Origin of the sequence: Clostridium sp. AM33-3, assembly GCF_003480315.1 — a bacterium.
Taxonomy (GTDB): Bacteria; Bacillota; Clostridia; order Lachnospirales; family Lachnospiraceae; genus Brotaphodocola.
In genome coordinates this window covers 832-23,061 of record NZ_QUIV01000031.1, presented here as the reverse complement: position 1 = coordinate 23,061, position 22,230 = coordinate 832, and the positions used below count along the sequence as shown (strand labels likewise).

The 22,230-nt window shown below is 47.5% G+C and carries 19 protein-coding genes, 1 pseudogene and 1 riboswitch; of the genes and pseudogenes, 4 read left to right on the top strand and 16 right to left on the bottom strand.

What is annotated here, in order from left to right:
- Window positions 1-31: 31 nt before the first annotated feature.
- Window positions 32-1,117 carry an ABC transporter substrate-binding protein gene (locus DW819_RS14035; protein ID WP_243025883.1) on the bottom strand — a complete coding sequence of 362 codons (1,086 nt, stop codon included), beginning with the start codon at window positions 1,115-1,117 and terminating at the stop codon, window positions 32-34.
- A gap of 194 nt (window positions 1,118-1,311) precedes the next feature.
- Window positions 1,312-1,504, bottom strand: a riboswitch (cobalamin riboswitch).
- A gap of 118 nt (window positions 1,505-1,622) precedes the next feature.
- Here DW819_RS14035 and DW819_RS14030 point away from each other — a divergent pair.
- Window positions 1,623-2,963, top strand: a complete 1,341-nt coding sequence (locus DW819_RS14030) for an MATE family efflux transporter (RefSeq protein WP_118733767.1) — start codon at window positions 1,623-1,625, stop codon at window positions 2,961-2,963.
- Window positions 2,964-2,998: 35 nt separating this feature from the next.
- Here DW819_RS14030 and DW819_RS14025 read toward each other — a convergent pair whose 3' ends face one another.
- The 9 genes from DW819_RS14025 to DW819_RS13985 all read right to left on the bottom strand — a co-directional run bounded on the left by DW819_RS14025 (window position 2,999) and on the right by DW819_RS13985 (window position 10,965).
- Window positions 2,999-4,039 (bottom strand): alpha/beta hydrolase, encoded by a 1,041-nt coding sequence (locus tag DW819_RS14025; protein WP_118733766.1) that lies wholly within the window; start codon window positions 4,037-4,039, stop codon window positions 2,999-3,001.
- 192 nt (window positions 4,040-4,231) lie between these two features.
- Window positions 4,232-4,855, bottom strand: coding sequence for a DUF4317 family protein (locus tag DW819_RS14020; RefSeq protein ID WP_118733765.1), 624 nt, complete (start codon window positions 4,853-4,855; stop codon window positions 4,232-4,234).
- On the bottom strand, window positions 4,852-5,859 hold the full coding sequence (add, locus tag DW819_RS14015; protein WP_118733764.1) for an adenosine deaminase: 1,008 nt from the start codon (window positions 5,857-5,859) through the stop codon (window positions 4,852-4,854). Before add ends, DW819_RS14020 begins: the two co-directional genes overlap by 4 nt.
- Window positions 5,860-5,883: 24 nt before the next feature.
- Complete coding sequence (locus tag DW819_RS14010) at window positions 5,884-7,005, bottom strand: AAA family ATPase (RefSeq protein ID WP_118733763.1); 1,122 nt, start codon at window positions 7,003-7,005, stop codon at window positions 5,884-5,886.
- A gap of 163 nt (window positions 7,006-7,168) precedes the next feature.
- The gene (locus DW819_RS14005; protein WP_118733762.1) at window positions 7,169-7,768 is read right to left on the bottom strand and encodes a cytidylate kinase-like family protein; all 600 of its coding nucleotides are present in this window, start codon (window positions 7,766-7,768) and stop codon (window positions 7,169-7,171) included.
- 14 nt (window positions 7,769-7,782) lie between these two features.
- On the bottom strand, window positions 7,783-8,529 hold the full coding sequence (locus DW819_RS14000; RefSeq protein ID WP_118532820.1) for an amino acid ABC transporter ATP-binding protein: 747 nt from the start codon (window positions 8,527-8,529) through the stop codon (window positions 7,783-7,785).
- Entirely contained in the window at window positions 8,513-9,193 is a 681-nt protein-coding gene (locus DW819_RS13995; protein ID WP_118532818.1) for an amino acid ABC transporter permease, read from the bottom strand. The genes DW819_RS14000 and DW819_RS13995 overlap by 17 nt, the downstream gene beginning before the upstream one ends.
- 123 nt (window positions 9,194-9,316) lie before the next feature.
- Window positions 9,317-10,174 carry a transporter substrate-binding domain-containing protein gene (locus DW819_RS13990; RefSeq protein WP_182432657.1) on the bottom strand — a complete coding sequence of 286 codons (858 nt, stop codon included), beginning with the start codon at window positions 10,172-10,174 and terminating at the stop codon, window positions 9,317-9,319.
- A gap of 77 nt (window positions 10,175-10,251) precedes the next feature.
- Window positions 10,252-10,965, bottom strand: a complete 714-nt coding sequence (locus tag DW819_RS13985) for a gamma-glutamyl-gamma-aminobutyrate hydrolase family protein (protein ID WP_178716859.1) — start codon at window positions 10,963-10,965, stop codon at window positions 10,252-10,254.
- A 351-nt stretch (window positions 10,966-11,316) separates the two neighbouring features.
- Here DW819_RS13985 and DW819_RS13980 point away from each other — a divergent pair, with 351 nt between their 5' ends.
- Entirely contained in the window at window positions 11,317-11,799 is a 483-nt protein-coding gene (locus DW819_RS13980) for a YcxB family protein (RefSeq protein ID WP_177304552.1), read from the top strand.
- 87 nt (window positions 11,800-11,886) lie between these two features.
- On the top strand, window positions 11,887-12,546 hold the full coding sequence (locus DW819_RS13975) for a DUF6198 family protein (protein ID WP_118733760.1): 660 nt from the start codon (window positions 11,887-11,889) through the stop codon (window positions 12,544-12,546).
- An 81-nt stretch (window positions 12,547-12,627) separates the two neighbouring features.
- On the opposite strand, the gene pdxT is transcribed toward DW819_RS13975, so the two are convergent.
- The 3 genes from pdxT to DW819_RS13960 all read right to left on the bottom strand — a co-directional run bounded on the left by pdxT (window position 12,628) and on the right by DW819_RS13960 (window position 15,033).
- Window positions 12,628-13,209, bottom strand: a complete 582-nt coding sequence (gene pdxT / locus DW819_RS13970) for a pyridoxal 5'-phosphate synthase glutaminase subunit PdxT (protein ID WP_118733759.1) — start codon at window positions 13,207-13,209, stop codon at window positions 12,628-12,630.
- 1 nt (window position 13,210) lies between these two features.
- Window positions 13,211-14,086, bottom strand: a complete 876-nt coding sequence (gene pdxS / locus DW819_RS13965) for a pyridoxal 5'-phosphate synthase lyase subunit PdxS (protein ID WP_118733758.1) — start codon at window positions 14,084-14,086, stop codon at window positions 13,211-13,213.
- A 116-nt stretch (window positions 14,087-14,202) separates the two neighbouring features.
- Window positions 14,203-15,033, bottom strand: a complete 831-nt coding sequence (locus DW819_RS13960; RefSeq protein WP_118733757.1) for a MerR family transcriptional regulator — start codon at window positions 15,031-15,033, stop codon at window positions 14,203-14,205.
- 154 nt (window positions 15,034-15,187) lie between these two features.
- On the opposite strand from DW819_RS13960, the gene DW819_RS13955 reads away from it, so the two are divergent.
- Window positions 15,188-16,507, top strand: coding sequence for an MATE family efflux transporter (locus tag DW819_RS13955; RefSeq protein WP_118733756.1), 1,320 nt, complete (start codon window positions 15,188-15,190; stop codon window positions 16,505-16,507).
- Between the two features lie 100 nt (window positions 16,508-16,607).
- Here DW819_RS13955 and DW819_RS13950 read toward each other — a convergent pair whose 3' ends face one another.
- From DW819_RS13950 to DW819_RS13935, 3 genes and pseudogenes are all read right to left on the bottom strand, one after another.
- Complete coding sequence (locus tag DW819_RS13950) at window positions 16,608-19,697, bottom strand: leucine-rich repeat protein (RefSeq protein ID WP_118733755.1); 3,090 nt, start codon at window positions 19,695-19,697, stop codon at window positions 16,608-16,610.
- Window positions 19,698-19,956: 259 nt separating this feature from the next.
- Window positions 19,957-20,217: pseudogene (locus DW819_RS13945) on the bottom strand (group II intron reverse transcriptase/maturase); the annotation flags it as partial.
- A gap of 543 nt (window positions 20,218-20,760) precedes the next feature.
- Window positions 20,761-21,795, bottom strand: a complete 1,035-nt coding sequence (locus DW819_RS13935; protein ID WP_118733752.1) for an aminotransferase class I/II-fold pyridoxal phosphate-dependent enzyme — start codon at window positions 21,793-21,795, stop codon at window positions 20,761-20,763.
- Between the last annotated feature and the right edge of the window lie 435 nt (window positions 21,796-22,230).

Below are 22,230 nucleotides of genomic sequence, written 5' to 3'. Positions count from 1 at the left end.
AGGAAATTCCTCATGTTTCAACAGTTTCTGATTAGAACTTGTCCGGATACAGCTGCTTTGCGATCTCTCTGACTGCCTCTGCGGAACCTGCAGAACCCTGCATATCACTGCAGCATGCGGAATAGATTTTTCCCTCTTTGACTGCTCTTAAATCTTTGGTAAACTCGTTGGTCTCCAGGAAATTTTTCTTCTCAGAAATGTCACCGGTATAGTCCAGGATCAGAATTACATCCGGGTCACGCTCTACCACTTCCTCCCAGGACGGAGTAGCCCATCCAGCCTCAATGTCATCGAAAATAGAGATACCGCCAGCCCGCTTGATGATATCACCCGGCATACCCTGACATGCGGTAAACGGGGCATCCTCACCGGAATCGTATGCAAACACGGTCACCGGATTCTGGTAAACATCATCACCCAGCGTGTCTTTTACTTCCTGAAGCGTATCCTTCATAGCCTGGATCTTCTCAGATGCCACATCCTCTACTTTAAAGATTTTCCCAAGTGTCTCATAGTCTTTGTACAGCTCTTCAAAGGTTGCCTTATCCGAGCATACATAAGGGAAATACATTGCGATTCCGTTGGCATCACAGAACTCTTTTCCAAAGTTTTTATCGGAAAATACAGAATCCCAGCCCATCAGGAAATCGCATCCGGTTGCCACCAGCTCCTCTTTGGAAAGATTGGAAATGCCCTTTCCTGCCTCTAACAGCTGCGGCACCTTATCTCTTGCCGGATACTGGGAAACGGTACTCCAGCAGCTTCCCTTGGTGTAACCGGCCATCTGGTCTTCCAGACCGAGATCAAAGAAGAAATCTGCCATCTGATCGCCGGAAGCAACCACTGCGGATGGCTTCTCGGTGAAGGTATACTCTACGTTCTCACCCAAACCGGAACGCTCCAGGTTTAAGGTAATGGTAACCGGCTCATATGCCTCATCTGCCGCCACGCCGCCTGCTTCGGTCTCCTCTGCGCTGCTCTCCACAGTCTCTGCGGTGCTCTCTGCTGCCGCTGCAGCCGTTGTTGCGGTATCCGCGCTCTTTGCGCCGCATCCGGCTGCCAGACCTGCAGTCATGCAGGCAGCCATAGTTAAAATTACCAGTTTCTTGTTTCTCATAATTGTTTTCCTCCTGATGTTGAAATTTTTTTCGTATCACCCATGCAGGAACGCGATGCAAAAATGTAGCCTGCGACACATATTGACAAAATAAAAGCACCATCCGGCTTACCAAAAGTAAACCGGATGATGCACCGTATTTTGCATCCAGGGCAGACTTCGCCCTTGTTTCCCTTGCCTTGCCATGGACCGTGACAGCAAAAGTGGACATAAGCAGGTCTTCTGGCTTGCGCGGCAATAGTGCCTGGTTTCTTCCCATTTTTCATATAAAACAGTGAAATCCAGACTGCCCTTCATGCGCTTACAGCGGCGGCACCGCACGGGACTCACACCCGTTTCCCTTTTCACCGGCCCCGAACGGCCGACACTTATTCCGTAGGATAGTTTACGGCATGAGGGAAAAACTGTCAACTGGATTTCGTTTTACCGTTCTGATATTATAATGGACTTAATCCTTTTTTCCCAGTATAATCAAATCAGAATCGAACGATAAGGAGCTATACAAATGGAACGCAATTTGACTACCGGCAGTATCCCAAAAACCATTTTTTCTTTCTCACTGCCATACTTTCTTTCCTATTTTTTGCAGACCCTGTACGGCACCGCAGATCTGTTCATCATCGGACAGTTTAACTCTGTAGACAGCACCACCGCTGTCTCTATCGGAAGTCAGGTCATGCACATGCTTACTGTCATGATCGTGGGACTGGCCATGGGCACCACGGTTATGACCGGACGGGCTGTGGGCGCACAGGACCGCAGACAGGTCAATCTTGCTGTCGGCAATACAGCATCTTTATTCATGCTGCTGTCCGTTGCCCTGACCGCAATCCTGCTCTGTTTTGTAAAACCCATCGTGGCTGTCATGTCCACCCCAATGGAAGCAGTCAGTGGCACCATCACCTACCTGACCATCTGTTTTCTCGGCATCCCGTTTATCACAGCCTACAACATCATCAGCTCCATTTTCCGCGGCATAGGAGACTCGAAAAGTCCTATGTTTTTTATTGCGATTGCCTGTGCTTTTAATATTGCCCTGGATTATCTGTTCATCGGCTTGCTGAAGCTTGGTCCCGCAGGCGCGGCGCTTGGCACCACCCTGTCCCAGACCATCAGTGTGCTGATTTTCCTGACCATGATCTGTCGCAAACGCATGATCCCGGAATTTCATTTTGCAGATTTAAAACCGGTGCGAAGCATGATGGGCGGTCTCTTAAAAATTGGATTTCCGATCGCCATGCAGGACGGATTTATCCAGATTGCCTTTATTGTCATCACCATTATTGCCAACCGCCGCGGCTTAAATGACGCTGCCGCAGTCGGCATTGTGGAAAAAATGATCAGCCTGTTTTTCCTGGTTCCGTCCTCTATGTTGTCTACCGTTTCTGCTCTGTGCGCACAGAATATTGGTGCCGGAAAGCACGATCGGGCAAGCCAGACACTAACCTGTGCCACCACCATTGCAGTGTCCTACGGTATTGTGATTTCCATTCTCATGCAGTTTACCGGACACCATATTGTCAGCCTTTTTTCAGGCAATGCCGATGTCATCCGTCTGGGCAGCCAGTACCTGCACAGTTATATCTGGGACTGCGTTTTTGCCGGAATCCACTTCTGTTTCAGCGGATACTTCTGTGCCTATGGACAGTCTGGAATCTCATTTTTGCACAACATCATTTCCGTGCTTTGTGCCCGCATTCCCCTGGCCTATCTGGCATCAAAATACTATCCGGACAACCTGTTTCCCATGGGCTGTGCTGCTCCGGCAGGATCCCTGCTTTCTGTACTGATCTGCGCCATTGCCTTTGTGTGGATGAAAAATCAGCCCGGACAGAAGGCATCCTGAGTATGCAAACGGACAGAACTGCGCATGTGCCGGCTTTAAAACATGATGTTATATTTTTCTGTCAGCCACCTTAGGATATCCTCAAATACCTCTTCCCGGTTCACCTCATTGAGCACTTCATGGCGCGCACCGGGATACAGCTTCATTGTGATATCCTGCACGCCTACCTTTCGATACAGGGCGGCAAGCTTTTTCACGCCTTTCCCATTCTCTCCCACCGGATCCTTGTCTCCGGACAGGATCAGATACGGAATGACTGTTGGCATATAGCCCACCATTTCTGCCTTCTCGGCCGCATGGATCTCATGGAAGAAATCGCGGTAAGCACCAACAGTAAAAATAAAATCACAGCGCGGATTATTCAAAAAGCGGTCCACATACCGCTCATCTCTGGTAAGCCAGTCATAGTCCGTGCGCACCGGCTGGAATTTCCGGTTATAGTTTCCGATGGAAAGCTCATAGAGCAGACGGCTTCGGTAATGCTTTCCCTTCCGTTTTCCAAATAAAGAGGCCAGCATTTCGCCGGTAAACACCAGCGGTAAAGCCGGAAAACCGGTTCCCAGAAGGATAACTCCGTCTGGTTCTTTTCCCGGATATGCCGAAAGATAACGCCGGGTCAAAAACGAACCCATGCTGTGGCCAAGCATGATGTGTTTTGCATTCGGATAGCGTTTTGCACCATAACTGGCCACCCGGCGCATATCGCGCAGCAGAAAAGCTCCGCCGTTTTCCGCTGCAAAAAAGCCTCGGTCTTCTTTTGAAAGTTCCGTTGCTCCATAAGCAGCAGTCGATCCATGGCCAAGGCAGTCATGTCCGATCACGGCAATGCCGTGTTCAGCCAGAAAAGCGGCAAATTCCCCATAGCGGCCCATATGCTCATTCATTCCATGAACAAGCTGGACCCAGAGTTTCATTTCCGCCCTGGATTTCTGCACTGCCGGATCCGGCTTTCCTTCTGGCAAATCCGCGCGCTCCGGAGAATTCGCAACACGCCCTACAGGTTCCGGCATCCACTCCACACAGTGCAGCCTGGACTTTCCATCACTGGATGGCAGGTAAAAATCCCGTTTCTTCATATCTTATCATCACGCTCCATTTTCACATTTCATCATGAACTCACGCAAAATCTTATTTACAATCCACGCGTTTCCAATCATCGGTTCAGAATCTCCGCGATTTCCAGATTCCCATCACTATCATCATGCCACGCAACGCCCGCATCCATACCAAAACACGCTTCCGGTATTTTTTCTTTGCAGTTTCCTATTTCATCCCTGCAGCATCCAGGCGCCCAGTTCCCGGTGCACCCGTGCCGGATTTTTCTCGAAAATATTCACAAAATTCATCGCCGCTCCCCGCTCCTTAAAGGCCGGATACAGAAAACCAAACTCCGGCTCTCCCGGTTCGTACTCTCCGGTCAGCGGACTAACGGTCAGGATCAGATACTCGTAAATCTCTTCAGAACCTTCCTGCCATTCCTTGTCAGTCCCCTTCACCGGCACATCGTACCGGCCATGAAACAGAAAGACCGCATACGGATATCCCGGCTGAAAATGCTCACTGAATACCTCATAAAACAGATCCAGGGACGCGTCATTTTTCATGCCATCCCGCTTGATGGCATTCAGAAGCTGCCACAGACCGCCCGGCTTTCTGGCACTGTCCGGGATGCGGTATTCCCGCAGCTGCTCGTTGGTAGTGGAAAATAGCACCGTCTTTGCAAGGTTTAAATTCTTTGTGCGCTCCGGTGTGGACAGCTTTAAAAAATTCGTATTGAAGGTTCCATCCACATAACCCTCTTCATCAAAATAAGCACCGGCAATCCGCCCCACAGAGGAGCGGGCCGGTGTCATGCGCCGGGTCAGTTCCAGCATGTCTTCGCGATTTATCATAAGGACGCTCCATAGACTTTCAAAATCTTCTCCCGCAGCATCTTTTTTGTCTCTTCACTGGCAAAGGCAGCGTCCGCCGCGTTCAGCACCACCTGCTTCTGCTGTTCTTCAGTCAGTCCAAACTCCCGTTTCAGATAATCAAACTCTTTTGACAGACAGGTGCGCTCAATGCCCATATCATCCGTATTCACCGTCACGCGGATGCCGCTCTCTAAAAAGCGCACCAGCGGATACTGCTTCATATCCGGGATGGCGTGGGTCTGGCGGTTACTGGTAGGGCACATTTCCAGGGTGATGCCCTTTTCCCGAATCAGCTCCATCACAGCTTCATCCTCCATGCTGCGAACGCCATGTCCAATACGTTTTGTTCCAGTCTGAATCGCCGCGCGTACACTCTCCGGCCCATCTGCCTCCCCGGCATGCACGGTATACGGAATTCCTGCCGTTTTCGCTTCTTCGAACAAGCCAAGATAATTCACAGTCGGAAACAGCGCCTCCGCTCCGGCCAGATCCATGGCTGTTACACCGTGATCCCTAACCAGGTATTTCTTCGCCAGAGCCAGAGTCTCCTCATTTGCCTTTTCATTGCCCTCGCCGCGCATGCAGCACAGAATCAGATTGCCCGGAATCGGGGCATTTTTCAGTCCTGCAACTGCCGCCTGCACCGCCTGCTCCTGGGTCATGCCGCCAAGGGTATGAAACTGCGGCGCAAAGCGCAGCTCCGCATAAATCACACCATCCTGGGCCATGTTTTCCAACACCAGGGTCACTGCATTCTGCAGCCCCTCCGGCGTCTGCATCAGACGTCCCGGCAAATCAAAACACTGTAAAAAATCATTCAGACTCTCACAGGAATCCGGCACCGAAAGCAAAGTCAGAAGCTCCTCATCATTGTCCGCCGGCAGCGCAATGTTCTGCAGTGCCGCCAGTTTCTTCGCGATATCTACGGTAACACTTCCGTCCAGATGGGCATGAAGGTCAATGTAACATCCATTCTTATTCATAAGGGTTCCACCTCTAATATATTTTTATAATCTTTCACAGATCGCCCGGCATCTTTTTTTGCAGAAAGCAATGCCATAAAGTTGAATATCCTTCCGGCCATCGTTTAAAAGATACTCCTGATAACGGCGATCTTTAATCTGTTGAAGCGCCTTCTGGCATGCTGCTTCCATCTCCCCAAAATCTTTCGTGTACTTTAATTCTGCGACAATACCGGAAACCGGATCATCCTTCGCACGATCCACAAAGTTTATGACATCCCATGGGCAGTAGACATCCGCTTTTCCAAAACGGTAGCCATCGTACCAGTCTTTCACTTCCGGAAAGCGTTCTCCCAATTGATAATCAGAAAGCAGCTTTTTCACTTCCGTATCCGTAAACCCAAACTGCTCATCGAAACGCGTATCTGTGATCGACAGGATTTTAAAGTTGTTAAGCCCCGTAAAGATACTCTCTTTCGACACACGAAGACAGCCTGTCAATACCGCAAAAGCGAGTGCGTCATTCGTCTTTAACGCTTTTCCGAACATCATCCGGATGAGCGAAATCATCTCCTTATAATAGCCATGCTGAAATGCCTTATCCAGCGGCACATCATACTCATCGATGAGGATGACAGTCTTCTTATGGTAATGCGAAGCCAGCAGCTCAGAAAGCGTTTGCAGGGAACCAAGCAAGGCTTCTTCTGTCATCTGATATCGGCCGTTTGAAAATGTAGTCAACGCCTCATATTCCTTTTTCGCATTCCCATCCAGTGCTTTATTTTCCCGAAGATCGGAATGCCGCGCTGCTTCCTTTGCTATCAGCTCCATCATCTGATACTTCGCACGCTCGAAATTGGAGCCTTCGACATTTTTAAGAGAAAGAAAAATAACCGGATACTGCCCCATATGCTGCTCGCAAATGGCCTGATTCCCGGAAATGTAGAGTCCTTCAAAAAGTGACGGATCTGTTCCGATCTCAAAAAAGCTCTTCAGCATGCTCATATTGAGTGTTTTACCGAAACGCCGCGGACGCGTAAACAGATTCACTTCTCCCCAATTTAGAAATAATTGTTCAATTAATTTTGTTTTATCAATATAATAAAAGCCATTTCGACGGATTTTTTCAAACCCGTCCATTCCTACCGGAAGTTTTTGTTTACTCATACATGTTCCTCCCGTTGCTTTATGGATTTGAAAATTACAGGAACTTTTGTTTGCTTTTTATTATCTCATATATTTTTATAAAAATAAAGATAAAAAGCAGAAACAGCCAGGAGGCCCAAGCCCCCTGGCTGTTTAAAAAATACAGGTTCATTGTTTTGTATTTTTATATATCCCCAAACTTCATCCTCGCTGCCTGCGTGATCAGCTCAGCTGCTTCCTCGATACTGTAGTATGCGCTGTTGATACACAGGTCGCTGTTTAACGTATCGCTCTGATATCCGGGGATATATTTTTTGTGATAATGCTCCCGCGCCTTATCGGACTCATTCACGGCCCGCACGGCTTCTTTTCCGGTCATGCCGAAGTACTCCACGCAGTTCTTTAAGCGGACTTCATAAGGTGCATAAATATAAACCCGCAGAAGTCTCGGCTCATTCCTGAGACAGTAGGCGCCGCAGCGTCCCACGATAATACAGGAGCCCTTTCTGGCAAAATCCTCAATGATGCTCTGCTGTACCAGAAAGATCTCATCGCTCACATCCGGTGTACCCAGCCCAAAGGGATAGCTGAGATACGAAAATTTAGAGTGGGTGATTTCTTCTTCCCGGCTGATCTGCTTGACCGAGGTATTCATCCGCTTCGCGGTCTCCTCGACAATATCACGGTCCAGAAAATCAATATGGAGCTGCTCTGAAAGCTTTTTTGCCACCAGGCGTCCGAATGAACCGTATTGTCTGGAGATAGTGATCACATATTTTTCCATGGCTGCACCTCCGTCTAAAGTACCTTATTCAGGAAACTGATGGTACGTGCCTCTTTTGGATTTAAGATAACCTCCTGCGGAGTTCCTTCCTCCACAATGTAACCGCCGTCCATAAAGATAACACGGTCAGCCACTTCTCTGGCAAAACCGATCTCATGGGTCACGATGACCATGGTCATGCCGTCTGCGGCAAGCTGCTTCATAACCGCCAGTACCTCACCGACCATCTCCGGGTCCAGTGCAGAGGTCGGCTCATCAAACAGCATGATGTCCGGTTTCATGCACAGTGCGCGCGCAATGGCAACTCGCTGCTTCTGTCCGCCGGAAAGCTGGGATGGATACGCATCTGCCTTTTCGGCAAGACCGACCCGCTTCAGCATAGCCATCGCCCGCTCTTTCGCTTCTTTTTTGTCTGCTTTTTTCAGCTCCGTCGGAGCCAGCATCAGATTATGGAGCACATCCATATTGTTGAACAGATTGAAATGCTGGAACACCATACCGATGTTCTCACGCACCTTATTCATGTTTACCTTTTTCTCTGAAATATTAACGCCATCGATCACAATGCTTCCGGCAGTCGTAGTCTCCAGCTTGTTTAAGCAGCGCAGGAAGGTAGATTTACCGGAACCGGACGGTCCCAGAATAACAACCACTTCGCCCTCATGGATTTCTGTAGAAATATCCCGCAGAACCTCCAAGTCACCGAAGCATTTGCGAAGCTTCTCGACTTTGATCTTTACAGTTTTATCGTTTAACTCCACGGTTCACCCTCCTCTCTACCATTTTTGCAAGATAAGACAGGATCGTAATGACGATCAGATACATGATTCCGACAATGGTCCAGGTTTCAAAGGACTTAAAGGTACCTGCCTGCACATTCTTTGCAGCCAGAACCAGCTCCGGAAAACCGATAACGGACAGAATAGAGGTATCCTTTACGGTGATGATGAACTGGTTGATGATGCTCGGGATCATGGTGCGGATTGCCTGGGGAAGAATGATCTTTCTCATGGTTTTCCAATATGGAAGACCCAGAGATCTTCCGGCCTCCATCTGACCGATATCCACAGACTGGATGCCGGCACGAATGATCTCAGCCATATAAGCGCCGCAGTTTAAGGCAAGGCAGATAACGCCGGCCTGAAGTGCTGACAGCGTAAAGCCGTTTCCGATACCCAGAATTGTGTTGAGCAGATACGGAATACCAAAGAATACATAGAAGGCCAGCACGATCATCGGCACACCACGTATTACGAATACGAAGATCTGTGCAATGATGTTGCATGCCTTATTCTTAACTACACTGAGAAGTCCGAAGATCATTCCCAGAATACACGCGAAAATCAAACCTAAGAATGCAAGCAGCAGGGTCCGTCCCATTGCAAGCAGAAGAAGCTGTCCGTAGGTGGTGATAATCTTGATCATAATGCCTCACCTTTTTCTTTCTATGTTTTAATGTTACAGCCGGCAAGGCCCGCATTGCACGGGCCTGCCTTGTTTCCATATCGTGGAAGCGCCGGCGGCGCATCCTCTGGTTTCTAAGCGATATTACTCACCTAAATATTTTGCGATGATCTCATCGTAGGTGCCGTTATCCTTGATGTCTTTCAGGCCGGCGTTGAACATATCAACCAGCTCCTGCTTGCTGTCATCAAAGATTGCAAAGCCGTATTCAGCCGGATCATTGCCGGTGCCATCTACCAGCTTCATGGCAATACCGGTATCCTTGATGTTGCTTGCCATGATCGGGGTATCATCGAAACATGCAGCTACCTGACCGCCTACAACTGCCTGATACATGGTCGGTGAATCCTCAAAGTAGGTAATCTCAAATCCATACTGGTCTTTGATGCTTTCTGCGTAATCTGCACTCATGGATGCGGTCTTAACTGCAACCTTCTTTCCGTTTAAATCATCAAAGCCGGCAATATCAGAGTTCTCTGCAACTGCCATGCTCTGATTTGCATCATAGTAGCCATCAGAGAAGATCCAGCCGGAGCTCTTACGCTCATCGGTAATGGATGCGCCTGCGATCATACCGTCTGCCTGACCAGCCTGGCATGCTGCGATGGAAGCGTCCCAGCCAAGTACCTGTACATCATACTTGAAGCCCTGATCCTCTGCAATTGCCTTGAGGATATCCATATCGATACCTACAAAATTGCCGCTCTCATCCGTATACTCGAAAGGTTTAAAAGCTGTATCGGTTGCGATGACCCAGGTCTTATCGGAAGTGTCTGCTGCTGCGGTGGTATCATCTGCCTTAGATTCTGCTGCGGTATCTGCTGCGGTGGTATCTGCTGCTGCCGCGGTAGTATCTGCAGTTGCGCTCTTGGAACCGCCGCATGCTGTCATTGCTGCTGCCATTGCTGCTGCCATTACCATAACCATTACTTTCTTTTTCATAATAATTCTCCTCTCTTTTTACGCTGTGAAGAAGCCTCTCCACCTGATCTATCCCAACGGCCATAGCCGGTCAAGGATCAATATTCTTTTTTACTGCAGGCATCCACAAAGGCCTGAACGATTGCCCTGCACTCCGGATCTTTTTCAAATGCAAATTCCGGATGCCACTGCACACCCACGATGAAGGTTTTGTCCGGTACCGCAATGGCCTCCACCAGTCCGTCCTCAGAGTATGCCATGGCTTCGGCTTTCGGTGCCAGGTCTTTTACCGCCTGGTGATGATAACTGTTCACGCCATGCTCTCCGGCTCCGATGATGTCCGCCAGAAGTGTTCCTTCCTTTACTGTAACCTTATGTACCGGCCTGTCGTAAGGAGACGCCATGTGATGCTCCGTCTTAGATGGATGTTCTGTAGGAAGATCCTGATACAGAGTCCCGCCAAGCAGTACATTCATAAGCTGTACGCCTCTGCAGATTCCAAATACCGGCTTGTCTTCCTGTAATGCTTTCTCAAACAGATACGCTTCCATCTTATCACGGCTGCTGCATGGTATTCCGCAGGTTTTCTTTGCCGTCTCTGCGTAAAGTGCCGGGTCCACATCGTGTCCGCCGGTCATCAGAATGCCATCACAAAGACTGAAGCAGTCATTCAGTTCTTCCGGATCCGTGGTTAACGGAAGCATGACCGGAAGGGCTCCGCAGGCTTCGAGAACCTTCATATATCCGGGAAGCATCCAGTAGCTGTCCTTGTCATCGTCATACAAAGGAATCAGTCCGATCAGTTTTTTCATCAAGTCTATCTCCTTTCTTTCGATGCAAGGGGTTGGGGGTTGCATTGGGGGTCTTTTTATTAAAATGTTGTTAAGATAGAACAAAAAAGGGCCTACATCTCCTTATCTGATGTAGACCCCTTTGTCTTGTCACGTATAATAGCATGATACTTTACAAAAGTCAAGTTTGTGCCATTACTTTCTCTATTTTGCACACTATCGCTATCTATTTTTTTATATTTTTCTTAATTATCTAAAGTTCACAGGTTTCCACTGTAGTATTCACAATAAAAAAGTTGTATAAAATACACAATGCAGGTTGTAATTTTTATCACTTTTCGCTATAATCGGGATGATAGGAGGCTTTCACATATGAAATTTTTATACCAGACCTTTACTGATTATAACCTGGAAGAATTTACACGCTTCAACATGATCGTTCCACTCCGGATCAGCAAATACCGCCCGAAGATCCTGGCTGTATGCTACATTCTTATGATCTTCTCCGGTTTCCTGCGGGTTTTTACAGCCCCCGGTACCTCGGCTTTTACCTACCTGCTTGTAGTATTTGCCATACCGCTTGTACTGGTGTATGTTTCCAAACGCCAGTGCCGCAGGGTCTACAATGCCAATCCTCAGCTGCAGGAGCGCCATTCTGTCATGCGTTTTTATGAAGACCATCTTCAGGAGACCAGCAACCAGCAGTCCGTTGATGTTCCATACAGCAGCATTGCCCACCTGGTAGAAACCAGAACCCATTTTTATCTGATGACAGCTGCCAACCAGGGCATGATCATCATCAAAAATAACTGTTCTGCTGAATTGATCCATTTTCTTCAGGACCTGAAGCAGTGATTTTTACCAAAAAAATTTTTATTATACTTGAAAAATAGTTAGATTGCAGTTAAAATATAGACAATGACAATTGGGAGGTTTACAGTCATGTCTATTCACACTTACATCCGGCGCTATGCCCTGTTCCTGACCGGAGTCATCCTTAGCGCCACCGGCATTGCCTTTATTACACGTGCCGGTCTCGGCACTTCGCCAGTATCCGGTCTTCCGTTTGTTCTGAGCCTGATCACCAGCATTTCCATGGGAACCTACACATTTTTATTCAATATGACGTTCCTGATGCTGGAAGCCATTCTTCGCAGAAAATTTACCATCCATCAGGCTCTGCAGATTCCGGTGACATTCTTTTTCAGCTTCTGCATTGATACGGCTATGGCCTTTATCCCGACCCGCTTCGGCGGTCCATGGGGTCCGTCCTTTGTTTACCTGGTCATCGGATGCATTATCATGGCACTTGGCATCAGCTTTGAGGTAATTGCCGATGTGATCATGCTTCCGGCCGAAGCATTCGTGCGCGAGCTTTCGAAAAAAACCGGTATTCCTTTCGGAAATGCCAAGGTTGCCTTCGACAGTACCCTGACCATCCTGGCTATGGCAGTTGCCCTCATCGCTTTCCACAAGCTCAACGGTGTGCGAGAGGGTACCCTGATCAATGCACTCTGCGTCGGCCAGCTGGTTCGCCTGTGGCGTTCCCTTCTTGAACTGCCGCTCAAAAAGCTCTGTACGGCTGAACCCGCTGCAGAATAAACGTCAGTCCTTTTATAAAAGAAACCCGAACCAACACCTTTTTCGGTGAATGTTCGGGTTTTCTTTTTTAGTTTTTCCAGATTATCGGTGCGTTTTCCATGCCTGCACAGTCTTTAAAAATAATTCATGGATCCGGTTGTCTGCATCTAGCTCCGGATGGAAAGACATTCCAAACTGGTTTCCGCTGCGCACCGCCACAACGTGCCCCTCCACCTCAGCCAGCACCTGCGCACCTTCCTTTGCTTCTTCTATATAAGGGGCACGGATAAACGTCATGGGAACCTCTCCGATTCCAGCAAATTCCTGTACCGTATGAAAACTTCCAAGCTGCCTTCCATAGGCATTTCGACGCACAGAAACCGGAAGCGTACCAAAATACACATGGTCATCGTTGGTCAGCTGCTCTGCCAGCAGAATAAGACCGGCACAAGTGCCGAGAACCGGCAAGCCGCTCTCGATTTTTTCTTTCAGTGCATCAAACATGTCAAGCTCCCGCAAAAGCTTTCCCTGCACCGTGCTCTCGCCGCCCGGAAGCACAAGGCCGTCAAAACCGGTGTCCAGGTCCTTCTTCTGACGAAGTTCAAAGCATTCTGCTCCAAGAGCCCCCAGCTTTTTCTCGTGTTCGATGAAGGCACCCTGAACTGCAAGGACTGCAATCTTCATCTTATTTGCCCCTTTCTGCCATCAGCAGCGCAATTTCCTGCTCATTGATGCCGACCATGGCTTCACCCAGATCCTCGGAAAGCTCAGCCAGCATCTTGTGATCCTTGAAGTTGGTAACTGCTTTTACGATGGCTGCCGCACGCTTCTTTGGATCTCCGGATTTGAAGATGCCGGAACCAACAAACACGCCCTCTGCACCAAGCTGCATCATCAGGGCTGCATCGGCCGGGGTTGCCACGCCGCCTGCCGCGAAGTTTACAACAGGAAGACGTCCATTGTCATGTACATACTGCACCAGATCATACGGAACCCGGAGAACCTTTGCCTCCTCAAACAGTTCATCCTCACGCATAGAGGTAATCTTAGCGATTTCCTGATTCATCATGCGCATATGGCGGACAGCCTGCACAACATCACCGGTTCCCGGCTCACCTTTGGTACGGATCATGGAAGCTCCCTCATTGATGCGGCGGAGCGCCTCCCCCAGGTCCTTCGCACCGCAGACAAATGGAACGTTGAATTTGCGCTTGTCGATATGGAACACATCGTCCGCCGGGGAGAGAACTTCACTCTCGTCAATGTAATCGATCTCGATGGCTTCGAGGATCTGTGCCTCCACAAAATGACCGATCCGGCATTTTGCCATAACCGGAATGGATACAGCCTCCTGAATGCCCTTGATCATCTTCGGATCGCTCATGCGGGAAACACCACCTGCCGCGCGGATGTCCGCCGGAATACGCTCCAGCGCCATAACTGCGCACGCGCCTGCCTCTTCCGCGATCCTTGCCTGCTCCGGGGTAGTAACATCCATGATAACGCCGCCCTTTAACATCTGTGCCAGCTGCTTATTTAACTCATATCTCTCTGTATTCATTCCATCTGTCTCCTTTGCGTAAACGTATGATTCCCTGCGTTCCGGACCGCATCGGTTATCTTGATGGAGATTATAGCGGCTATCTGGATTGTTTTAAATATCCAGTTTTATATTTTTCAATCAGTCCAGTTTTCGTGTACAATGCGAACCGCAATTTCCGTCACATACTCTTCCACGCTTGTCACCGCAAGCTGATCCACCATGTCACGCTCCAGATACACCATATCTGTCTGAATTTTGTGTTCCTTCCGGTAAGCTTCCATGCGCGCATAAGCTTCTCCGATTGCATTCCAGTGTCCGACATGAAATCCCGTCAGATAATCCCCCTCCGGCATGATACGGTATTCCATATGCTTCGGTTTCTGCTCCAGAAGAAGAAGTACATTGTCATACGCATTATAAATCCGCCTGGACAGATTTTTTCCATACTGCAGATATGCCACTTCGTAATCATTGCGCTGTTCCGCATGTTTAAAATCCAGAATCAGCCGGTTGGTTTTTTCCATATAATCCTTCTCTGATGTCCCGTCAATCTGCCGGATCAGATAATAACGTTCCGGAAAATGATGGATCCCAATATCAGAAAAATCCTGCTGCATTACCATGCTGATCTTTTTTCGCCGCTGCCGGATCCACCCCTGCATCGTTTTTAATCTGGACAATTCTTTTTCAATCTGCTGTTCCCTTTCCGCAAAGATCCGGACCAGCTCTTTGGGGCTTCGCACCTGCAGGAACTGCCGGATTTCTTTCAGCGGCATACCAAGATCCCGAAGCATCAGAATCGTTTCCAGAGTTTCCAGCTGATAAAGTGAATACATACGGTAACCGTTCTCTGCCACATATTCCGGAGAAAACAGGCCAATATCATCATAATGGAATAACGTATATTTGGAAACGCCCATCAGCGCGGCAAACTCTCCTGTTGTCATATACAGATTACGGTCCATACATATTTCTCCTTCGCTACTATCCTGATTTTTTAGCGACCGTTTTTCAAAAAAAACATTCAAACCTCTTGACTATCGGGTAACCCTATGGTTTATTCTCTCAAAGGTCACTTAAGTTTTCAAGCTATTTCTTTTTTATAAGGAGTTTTTGATTATGAGTACATCCATCAGCCAGCATTTTTCTCCCTGGAGTCTGCTGAAGTTTACATTTCCTTCTATCATTATGATGATGTTTATGTCCCTCTACACCATCGTGGATGGCATTTTCATCTCCCGCTTTATTGGCAGTAATGCCCTGTCCTCCTTAAACATCGTCTATCCGGTGGCCAGCATCGTCATTGCCATTGGCACCATGCTGGCCACTGGCGGCAATGCAGTCATCAGCCGGTATCTGGGCGAGGAGAAAATACAGCTGGCAAAAGAATGTCTCTCCCTTTTTACTCTGACTGGCTTTCTGTTAAGTCTGCTGATGTCCATCCTGTCCCTGCTTTTTCCGGATTTCATCAGCCGGGCACTCGGTGCCAACGATCTGCTGTTAGCAGACTGCCGCACCTACCTCAGCATCCTCATGGGCTTTGCTCCGGCCTGCATGCTCCAGACTCTGTTCCAGTCCTATCTGGTAACTGCCGGAGCGCCGCACCTCGGACTCTTCCTCACCATGATCGCCGGGATCATCAACGCGGGACTGGACTATGTACTTATCGTATCCTGCGATCTTGGCATTGCCGGAGCTGCCCTGGCTACCGGACTTGGCCAGATGGTACCGGCCCTGGCAGGACTGGTCTTTTTTCTGAATCAGAAGCATGCTCTTCATCTGACTCGCTTCACCATGCACACAAAAGAACTGATCCAGGCCTGCTACAACGGTTCCTCTGAAATGGTAAACCAGTTTTCCAATGCCGTGATCACCTTTCTATTCAACATCATCCTGATGCGTCTGGCAGGTCCGAATGGTGTAGCTGCCATCACGATCCTGCTGTACGGACAGTTTCTGTTCAATGCCTTTTACCTGGGCTTTTCCATTGGAACCAGCCCGATCGTGGGATATCAGTACGGTGCCGGAAACCGGAAGGAGCTGAAAAGCATTTACCGTATTTCCTTCCGTTTTGTCAGCATTTCCTCTGTGATCATAGCCTTTGCCGCCGTTTATCTTTCGACCGGTATTGTAACTATCTTCACGGATGATCCGAAAACTCATGCACTGGCCGTGACCGGATTTGGGATCTTTGCCTATAACTTTTTATTCAGCGGCTTTAACATTGCCTCCTCCGGCTTTTTCACCGCCCTGTCCGACGGAAAATCATCTGCCATCATCTCCTTTTGCCGTACTCTGCTCTTCACCGTGATCTCACTGCTGGTGCTTCCGCAGTTCTTCGGGGTCAATGGGGCATGGCTGGCTATTCCTGTGGCAGAGTTTGTGACACTGCTGCTGTCCATCTGGATGCACAGAAAGTACTTGTATCGCTTTATTTAGGCATTTGAACGCACAATGAAATTTTAAATGCTTATCAAAAAAAGAAATACCGTTCCATGATCCTAAGACCATGAAACGGTATTTCTTTTGTCATAAAACCTTAAGCTTCTGTGCTTTCTTCCTGCTCGTCAGAGATTTCCTCATCTGAACTTTCGTCTCCATTTTCGCCAGACTTCTCATCCTCTGAAACTTCGTCTTCACTCTCATCAGACTTCTTATCCTCTGAAACTTCGTCTCCGCTCGCTTCGGACTTCTCATCCTCTGATGCTTCGTCTTTGCTTTCTTCGGACTTTTCATCCTCTGATGCTTCGTCTTTGCTTTCTTCGGACTTACCAGATTCATCTTTATCGATATCCTCTACCTTATCGGAGCCATCCTTGTTTGATTCGTCCTCGGATTTTGAATCGTTTTTGTTGATTTCTTCTGTATTAGAGGTGATGCCATCATTTTCAGAATCCTTGGTATCCTCAACCTTTTCGACTACTTCTGGGATAACGTCTGCTACTACATCAGCGTTTGATTTTAATACAGACTCAACCTTTTCATCTTCATCCGTAGATTTGAAGGTGATTTCGTTCTCTTCCGCATAACTTTCTGCTGCACTGCCAGAAGGAGCTGCAATAACAAGCTCCGCATTGTGTCCGTAGAATGCGTCATCACCAATTTCGTGAACGCCCTCCGGGAAAGTTACGAGTTTTAAGTTTTTAGCTTTTTCGAAAGCGCTGTCTGCAACACTTGTCGTACCATTCAGTATTTCATATTCTTCATCGGCACGAGCACTTGGATAATGTACAAGAGTCCAATTTTCCTCATCTATATCCTCATACAGCACTCCGTCGTTATCAAAGAATGTTGCATTTTCAGATGATACACTTATTTCTTCAAGTGCATAACAAGCATTAAATACTGAATAATCGCATTTTGAAACCTTAGCTCCTAAGGTTACTGAACGTAGTTTAGAGCATTCCATAAACGCCAAATCCATAATTTTTTCAACATTGTCACCAACTACAATCGTTTCAACTGCAGATCCCGCAAATGCCTGTACATTAATCTGATTGACAACAACTTCCATCCCTTGAATTGTGACGTTGTCCGGGATAATAATCTCTTTTACATCGTCATCAACAGAAACTACACGGGCTGTTTTACCATCAAATGTACGATAGCTTACACCATCAATTTTTTCAGTAAGTCCTTTTTCCGGAATTACAGGCTGTTGGCTGCCACCGACTGTTTCGAATTCAATACCATATATAGTTGCATGCTCTTCAGCCGCTGATCCAGCACTTCCCTTAAGCTTCAAATTAGCCGGACGCATATCACTACCAGGCATTACAAATGCAATTGGTTCAATATCTGTTACAGAATCCGGAACGGTTACTGTCCCTAAATCCGTAGCAGAGAAGAAAGCACCCTGTTTAATTATTACTGTTCCAGATGGAATCTCATAATCTCCTGATTTTCCTGTTGGATAAGCATATAAAGTATCTCCGAATGCATTAAACAGAACTCCCTTTTTGGAGTTAAATTCAAAATTCAAATCATCAACTTTGATACTCTGCAAACTTGTACACTGTGTAAATACATAGGCTCCAAAATTTGTCAAAGCTTCTGGAATCGTAATACTCTCTAAAGATGTGCAGCCGATAAATGCGCGATCCTCAATTGTTTCAAGACCATTCGGCAGCTGTATAGTCTTTAATCCAGAGCAACCGGCAAATACTCCCATCGGAAGAGTCTTCAGCTTTCCAGGTAGATTGATCTTTGTCAGTTTATAGCAACTATAAAATGCAAAATCTTCTAATTCTGTTACTGTATTCGGTATCGTATGCTCGCCACTAATCCCCGGAGGTACAATTACAAGACGTGTTTGACTCTTATCATAAACAATCCCATCCGAACTTGAGTATATCGCATTATCTTCAGATACGGTAATAGTAGTAAGGAAAGAGCAATAGTCTACAATGCCACTGCCAATTGTTTCAACAGAAGCTGGGATTTTAAGGCTTTCCAAACGAGAAGTATAAAATGCCCCATCACCGATCGTCTTAACTGTATCAGGTACCGAATAAGCGCCATCTCGTCCACATGGGAAAAGCACAAGCTGTGAATCTGCCTTTTTGTCGTAGATTACTCCATCTTCTGTATAATACTCTTCATTATCTTCTGCAACTTCAAAATCATTCAGACTGGAACAATTCTCAAAAGCGCTGGAATTGATGTATGTAACGGAGGCAGGGATTACAATCTTCTTAACATTTTCTTTTCCGGAGAAGGAGTATTCATCAATCGCCTGAATACCATCCGGAATAACAACCAACTCGGAATCACCTGTGTACTCTGTCAAAACATTTTCATCGTTTATCACAAAATCATCGCTATCTTCGCTTTCTCCCAAAGCATCTAATACTGCAAGACGGATTGCGTTAGAAGAATAGGTAGCTCCAGAAACTGCGTCCGCCTTCTCTTCCTTTGAGCCGCCAGGAGTTGTCTTCATTGCCTTTAAATCAGAGAGATTCTTGCCAACTACGGTATCAAAAAACTGCAAGGCTTTATTCCAAAATGCAGGACTGAGTCCATCCTCTTTCGGAACCGTTCCATCATCCTCCACAGAAAGAATGGTGCCATCATCATTTACAGTCACAGCCACCTTTGCATAATAACCATAGCCCACTGCTGCCGATCCGTGCAGAACAGTAGGATTTTCTGGCTGGTCTGGTTTATCTGGCTGCTCTGGATTTTCTGGTTTATCAGGCTGTTCCGGTTTGTTTGGCTGTTCTGGATCAGTTTTATCTGTGCTGTTAGATCCGTTATTGGATGAACTGCTACTTGAACCTCCTCCACCAGAAGAGCTTCCAGAGCTCCTTGTGGTTGCGGTTCCAGAATTACTGTTATTAACTACAATTGCGCTTCCATCTGGATTACACCAGGCACCATCCGCATTTACTGTATAGCCATCAGGTGTCTTCCCATTGGCAACCATATCTCCTGATGGATTGAGATAATAATAGCGCTGTCCAATGAGAAGCCACCCTGTTGCCATAGAACCATCTTGTTTCAGGTAGTACCATTTTCCATTCTGATCATAAAACCATCCGGTCTGCATAATACCATCCTGATCCATATGATACCATTTTCCATCAGGTGTTTGCACCCAGACATTTTTCGCACGAGAGCCATCTGGCATTACATAACTCCAAGACGTCTTCCATGCCCCCCCCAGTTACGGTTTCCGCAGCCATTGCGGTCCCTGCAGAAGACGCCGCTATGAGCGCAGCGCAAGCAGCCGCAGACAATACATTAATTACTTTCACATCAGAACTCCTTTTCCTTCAGTATTGGTTAGTCTTAGCTAACTTATAGGAGTATATCATATGTACAGGTATTAATACAATGCTTTATAATGAAAATTATTATCAATTTTGTTAATCGCATCAAATGGCATATAACTCTTGTTGATGTTCCTTTAGATATGGAAGAGCCTCCTCAATGGTCATGCCATCAATTCCTGGCGCTCCCTTGTTTGCCTTAACTCTCTTATACGCTCTGTTAAAGTTGTCTTTATACAGTATCGCTTCCAAAAGTCTCGGCTGTGCACTGTCTCTTTCTTTCCATATCCGATTGAATGACCTAGACGCTTTCACATACCCTTCATGTTCCGCATTATCTCTTTGCGAACAGCCATTGTTTTCAATGTTTTCTGCCATAGACGGTCATTCCTCCTTTCTCGGTCATACTCAAAACTCCTACTGATTCGGTCCTTCACCTCTCGGCTACTATGACCTCTGCTGACTTCTGTGCATTCAGCATTGCTTTATGCAATGGTTACCTCTTTCAAGGCGTACCGCACAGACCTCCCTAGGTACCACACGTTTCTTCCTCTCCATCCATCTGCCTCATTTATCATGCATGATTCCGTGTAGTTATTGGACTTCGACTTGATGAGCAGCCTTGTCCTCATGCATAACCTTATATGAGATTTCTGTTCGTCAGACCAGAGATTTGCCCATGAGTTAGTATGTTTCTCACATCCAGCTTCCTTCAGATTCCATCTCACGATGGACACCCTTGCTTTCGGCTATATCCTTTCCACTACCGGGCGGATTTGGGACTTTAACCCGTTAGAAACGTGCGCCGCTAGGCGCACTCAAAAAAACAGGTACTGACCGTCATCCGATCAGTACCTGTTTTTCTTCAAGCTTATTCCTATACTGTTTCCATTATAGCATGATTCCCAGATCCAGGAAATTCTATAGTGCCCGGATATCCCCAATTAACTGGTCTTTCTCCGCTTCCGTGGTGGCCCAGCTGGTGCAGAACCGTACGACCCTTCTTCCATCGTCCAGTGTCCGCTCCTGCTCAAAAGTATACTCCTTCGCCAGCTTCTCTGCCTGTTCGTCCGTCACGATCACGAACTGCTGGTTTGTGTAGCTGTCCACGAATTCCTGGATACCTTTTTCTTTGAAGGCTGCCTTAATTTCCATGGCGTAGGCATCGGCCCGGGCCGTCATCTTCTCATAAGTGTCATCCTCCAGAAGCGCACAGAACTGCAGACCCAGAAGCCAGCCTTTTGCCAGCACCGCACCATTCTGTTTCATATAGGTGCGGAATTTCCGTGCCAGTCCGCTGTTTGTGATGACCAGTGCCTCACCAAACAAAGCGCCGCATTTCGTTCCGCCGATATAAAATACATCTGTCAGTTCTGCCAGTTTTTCCAGCGTTACATCATTCTTCGCAGAACCAAGTCCATAGCCCAGGCGTGCACCGTCCACAAACAGATACATACCGTACTCATCGCATACCTTGCGGATATCCTTCAGATCCTGCTCGGAATACAGCGTTCCCCACTCGGTCGGGAAGGAAATGTAAACCAGCTTCGGCTCACAGAGATAGTTCGGTTCTCCTGCCTCATAATAAGCTGCGGCTGCCTTGCGGATCTGTTCTGCTGTAATGGTTCCGTCTGCAGATGGAAGCGGAACCAGCTTGTGTCCGGTGTTCTCAATCGAACCAGCTTCATGGGCATACACATGGCCGGAATCCGGGCAGATGACACTCTGGATCGGGCTTAACGCTGCTGCATGGACAATAAAGTTTGCCTGGGTTGCACCTGGGAAGAAATGAACAGCTGCTTCCGGAGCTTTGCATTTTTTCCGTATCAGGTCCGCTGCCTTTTCACACCAGGTATCCTCTCCGTATCCATCATAGCTTTCGGCATTAGTCTCTGCCAGCTTCTCTAAAATTTTGGCACAGGCGCCGCGGTTGTAATCATTGTGTAAACGAATCATGATGTTTGACTCTCCTCTTCTCCGCATAAAATGCGTTTCGTTTTTCCCTATTATAGCAGTCTGTTCCCATTCTGTCACGGAAAGAATCCCGCTTTCTGCATATACTACTATCAGAAGGCGGGGTGATGCAGGATGCTGGCATGGTTCTTCTATCTCATGGATGCCATAAAAAAGCTGCTGTAGCGTTGCATTTTTTCATTCCCGGCGCTATAATAAAACCGCTGCACCGGTTCCGGGAGGAATGCGCTTTCTGCGTATCGCCAGTGTCTAGGCTCACCTTTCAGAATATCCCGTAGAACACTCGGCGGCCGGGCGCGGCTTTCAAAATAATAAAAATTTGAGTAATAACCATCGAAGGTCCGAAGTTCCGGGCACACCATACAAGAAACGCGGCACTGAGTGGAATTTTGTACCTCTTGCGCTCCGCCGCCTGTT

Coding starts and splice junctions, on each gene's coding strand:
- DW819_RS14030 (WP_118733767.1), top strand. CDS start 1,623: ATGGAACGCAATTTGACTACCGGCAGTATCCCAAAAACCATTTTTTCT.
- DW819_RS14010 (WP_118733763.1), bottom strand. CDS start 7,005: ATGAGTAAACAAAAACTTCCGGTAGGAATGGACGGGTTTGAAAAAATC.
- pdxT (WP_118733759.1), bottom strand. CDS start 13,209: ATGAAGATTGCAGTCCTTGCAGTTCAGGGTGCCTTCATCGAACACGAG.
- DW819_RS14020 (WP_118733765.1), bottom strand. CDS start 4,855: ATGATAAATCGCGAAGACATGCTGGAACTGACCCGGCGCATGACACCG.
- DW819_RS14005 (WP_118733762.1), bottom strand. CDS start 7,768: ATGGAAAAATATGTGATCACTATCTCCAGACAATACGGTTCATTCGGA.
- DW819_RS13955 (WP_118733756.1), top strand. CDS start 15,188: ATGAGTACATCCATCAGCCAGCATTTTTCTCCCTGGAGTCTGCTGAAG.
- pdxS (WP_118733758.1), bottom strand. CDS start 14,086: ATGAATACAGAGAGATATGAGTTAAATAAGCAGCTGGCACAGATGTTA.
- DW819_RS13990 (WP_182432657.1), bottom strand. CDS start 10,174: ATGAAAAAGAAAGTAATGGTTATGGTAATGGCAGCAGCAATGGCAGCA.
- DW819_RS13985 (WP_178716859.1), bottom strand. CDS start 10,965: ATGAAAAAACTGATCGGACTGATTCCTTTGTATGACGATGACAAGGAC.
- DW819_RS13995 (WP_118532818.1), bottom strand. CDS start 9,193: ATGATCAAGATTATCACCACCTACGGACAGCTTCTTCTGCTTGCAATG.
- DW819_RS14025 (WP_118733766.1), bottom strand. CDS start 4,039: ATGAAGAAACGGGATTTTTACCTGCCATCCAGTGATGGAAAGTCCAGG.
- DW819_RS13980 (WP_177304552.1), top strand. CDS start 11,317: ATGAAATTTTTATACCAGACCTTTACTGATTATAACCTGGAAGAATTT.
- DW819_RS13950 (WP_118733755.1), bottom strand. CDS start 19,697: ATGCCAGATGGCTCTCGTGCGAAAAATGTCTGGGTGCAAACACCTGAT.
- add (WP_118733764.1), bottom strand. CDS start 5,859: ATGAATAAGAATGGATGTTACATTGACCTTCATGCCCATCTGGACGGA.
- DW819_RS13960 (WP_118733757.1), bottom strand. CDS start 15,033: ATGGACCGTAATCTGTATATGACAACAGGAGAGTTTGCCGCGCTGATG.
- DW819_RS14035 (WP_243025883.1), bottom strand. CDS start 1,117: ATGAGAAACAAGAAACTGGTAATTTTAACTATGGCTGCCTGCATGACT.
- DW819_RS13975 (WP_118733760.1), top strand. CDS start 11,887: ATGTCTATTCACACTTACATCCGGCGCTATGCCCTGTTCCTGACCGGA.
- DW819_RS13935 (WP_118733752.1), bottom strand. CDS start 21,795: ATGATTCGTTTACACAATGATTACAACCGCGGCGCCTGTGCCAAAATT.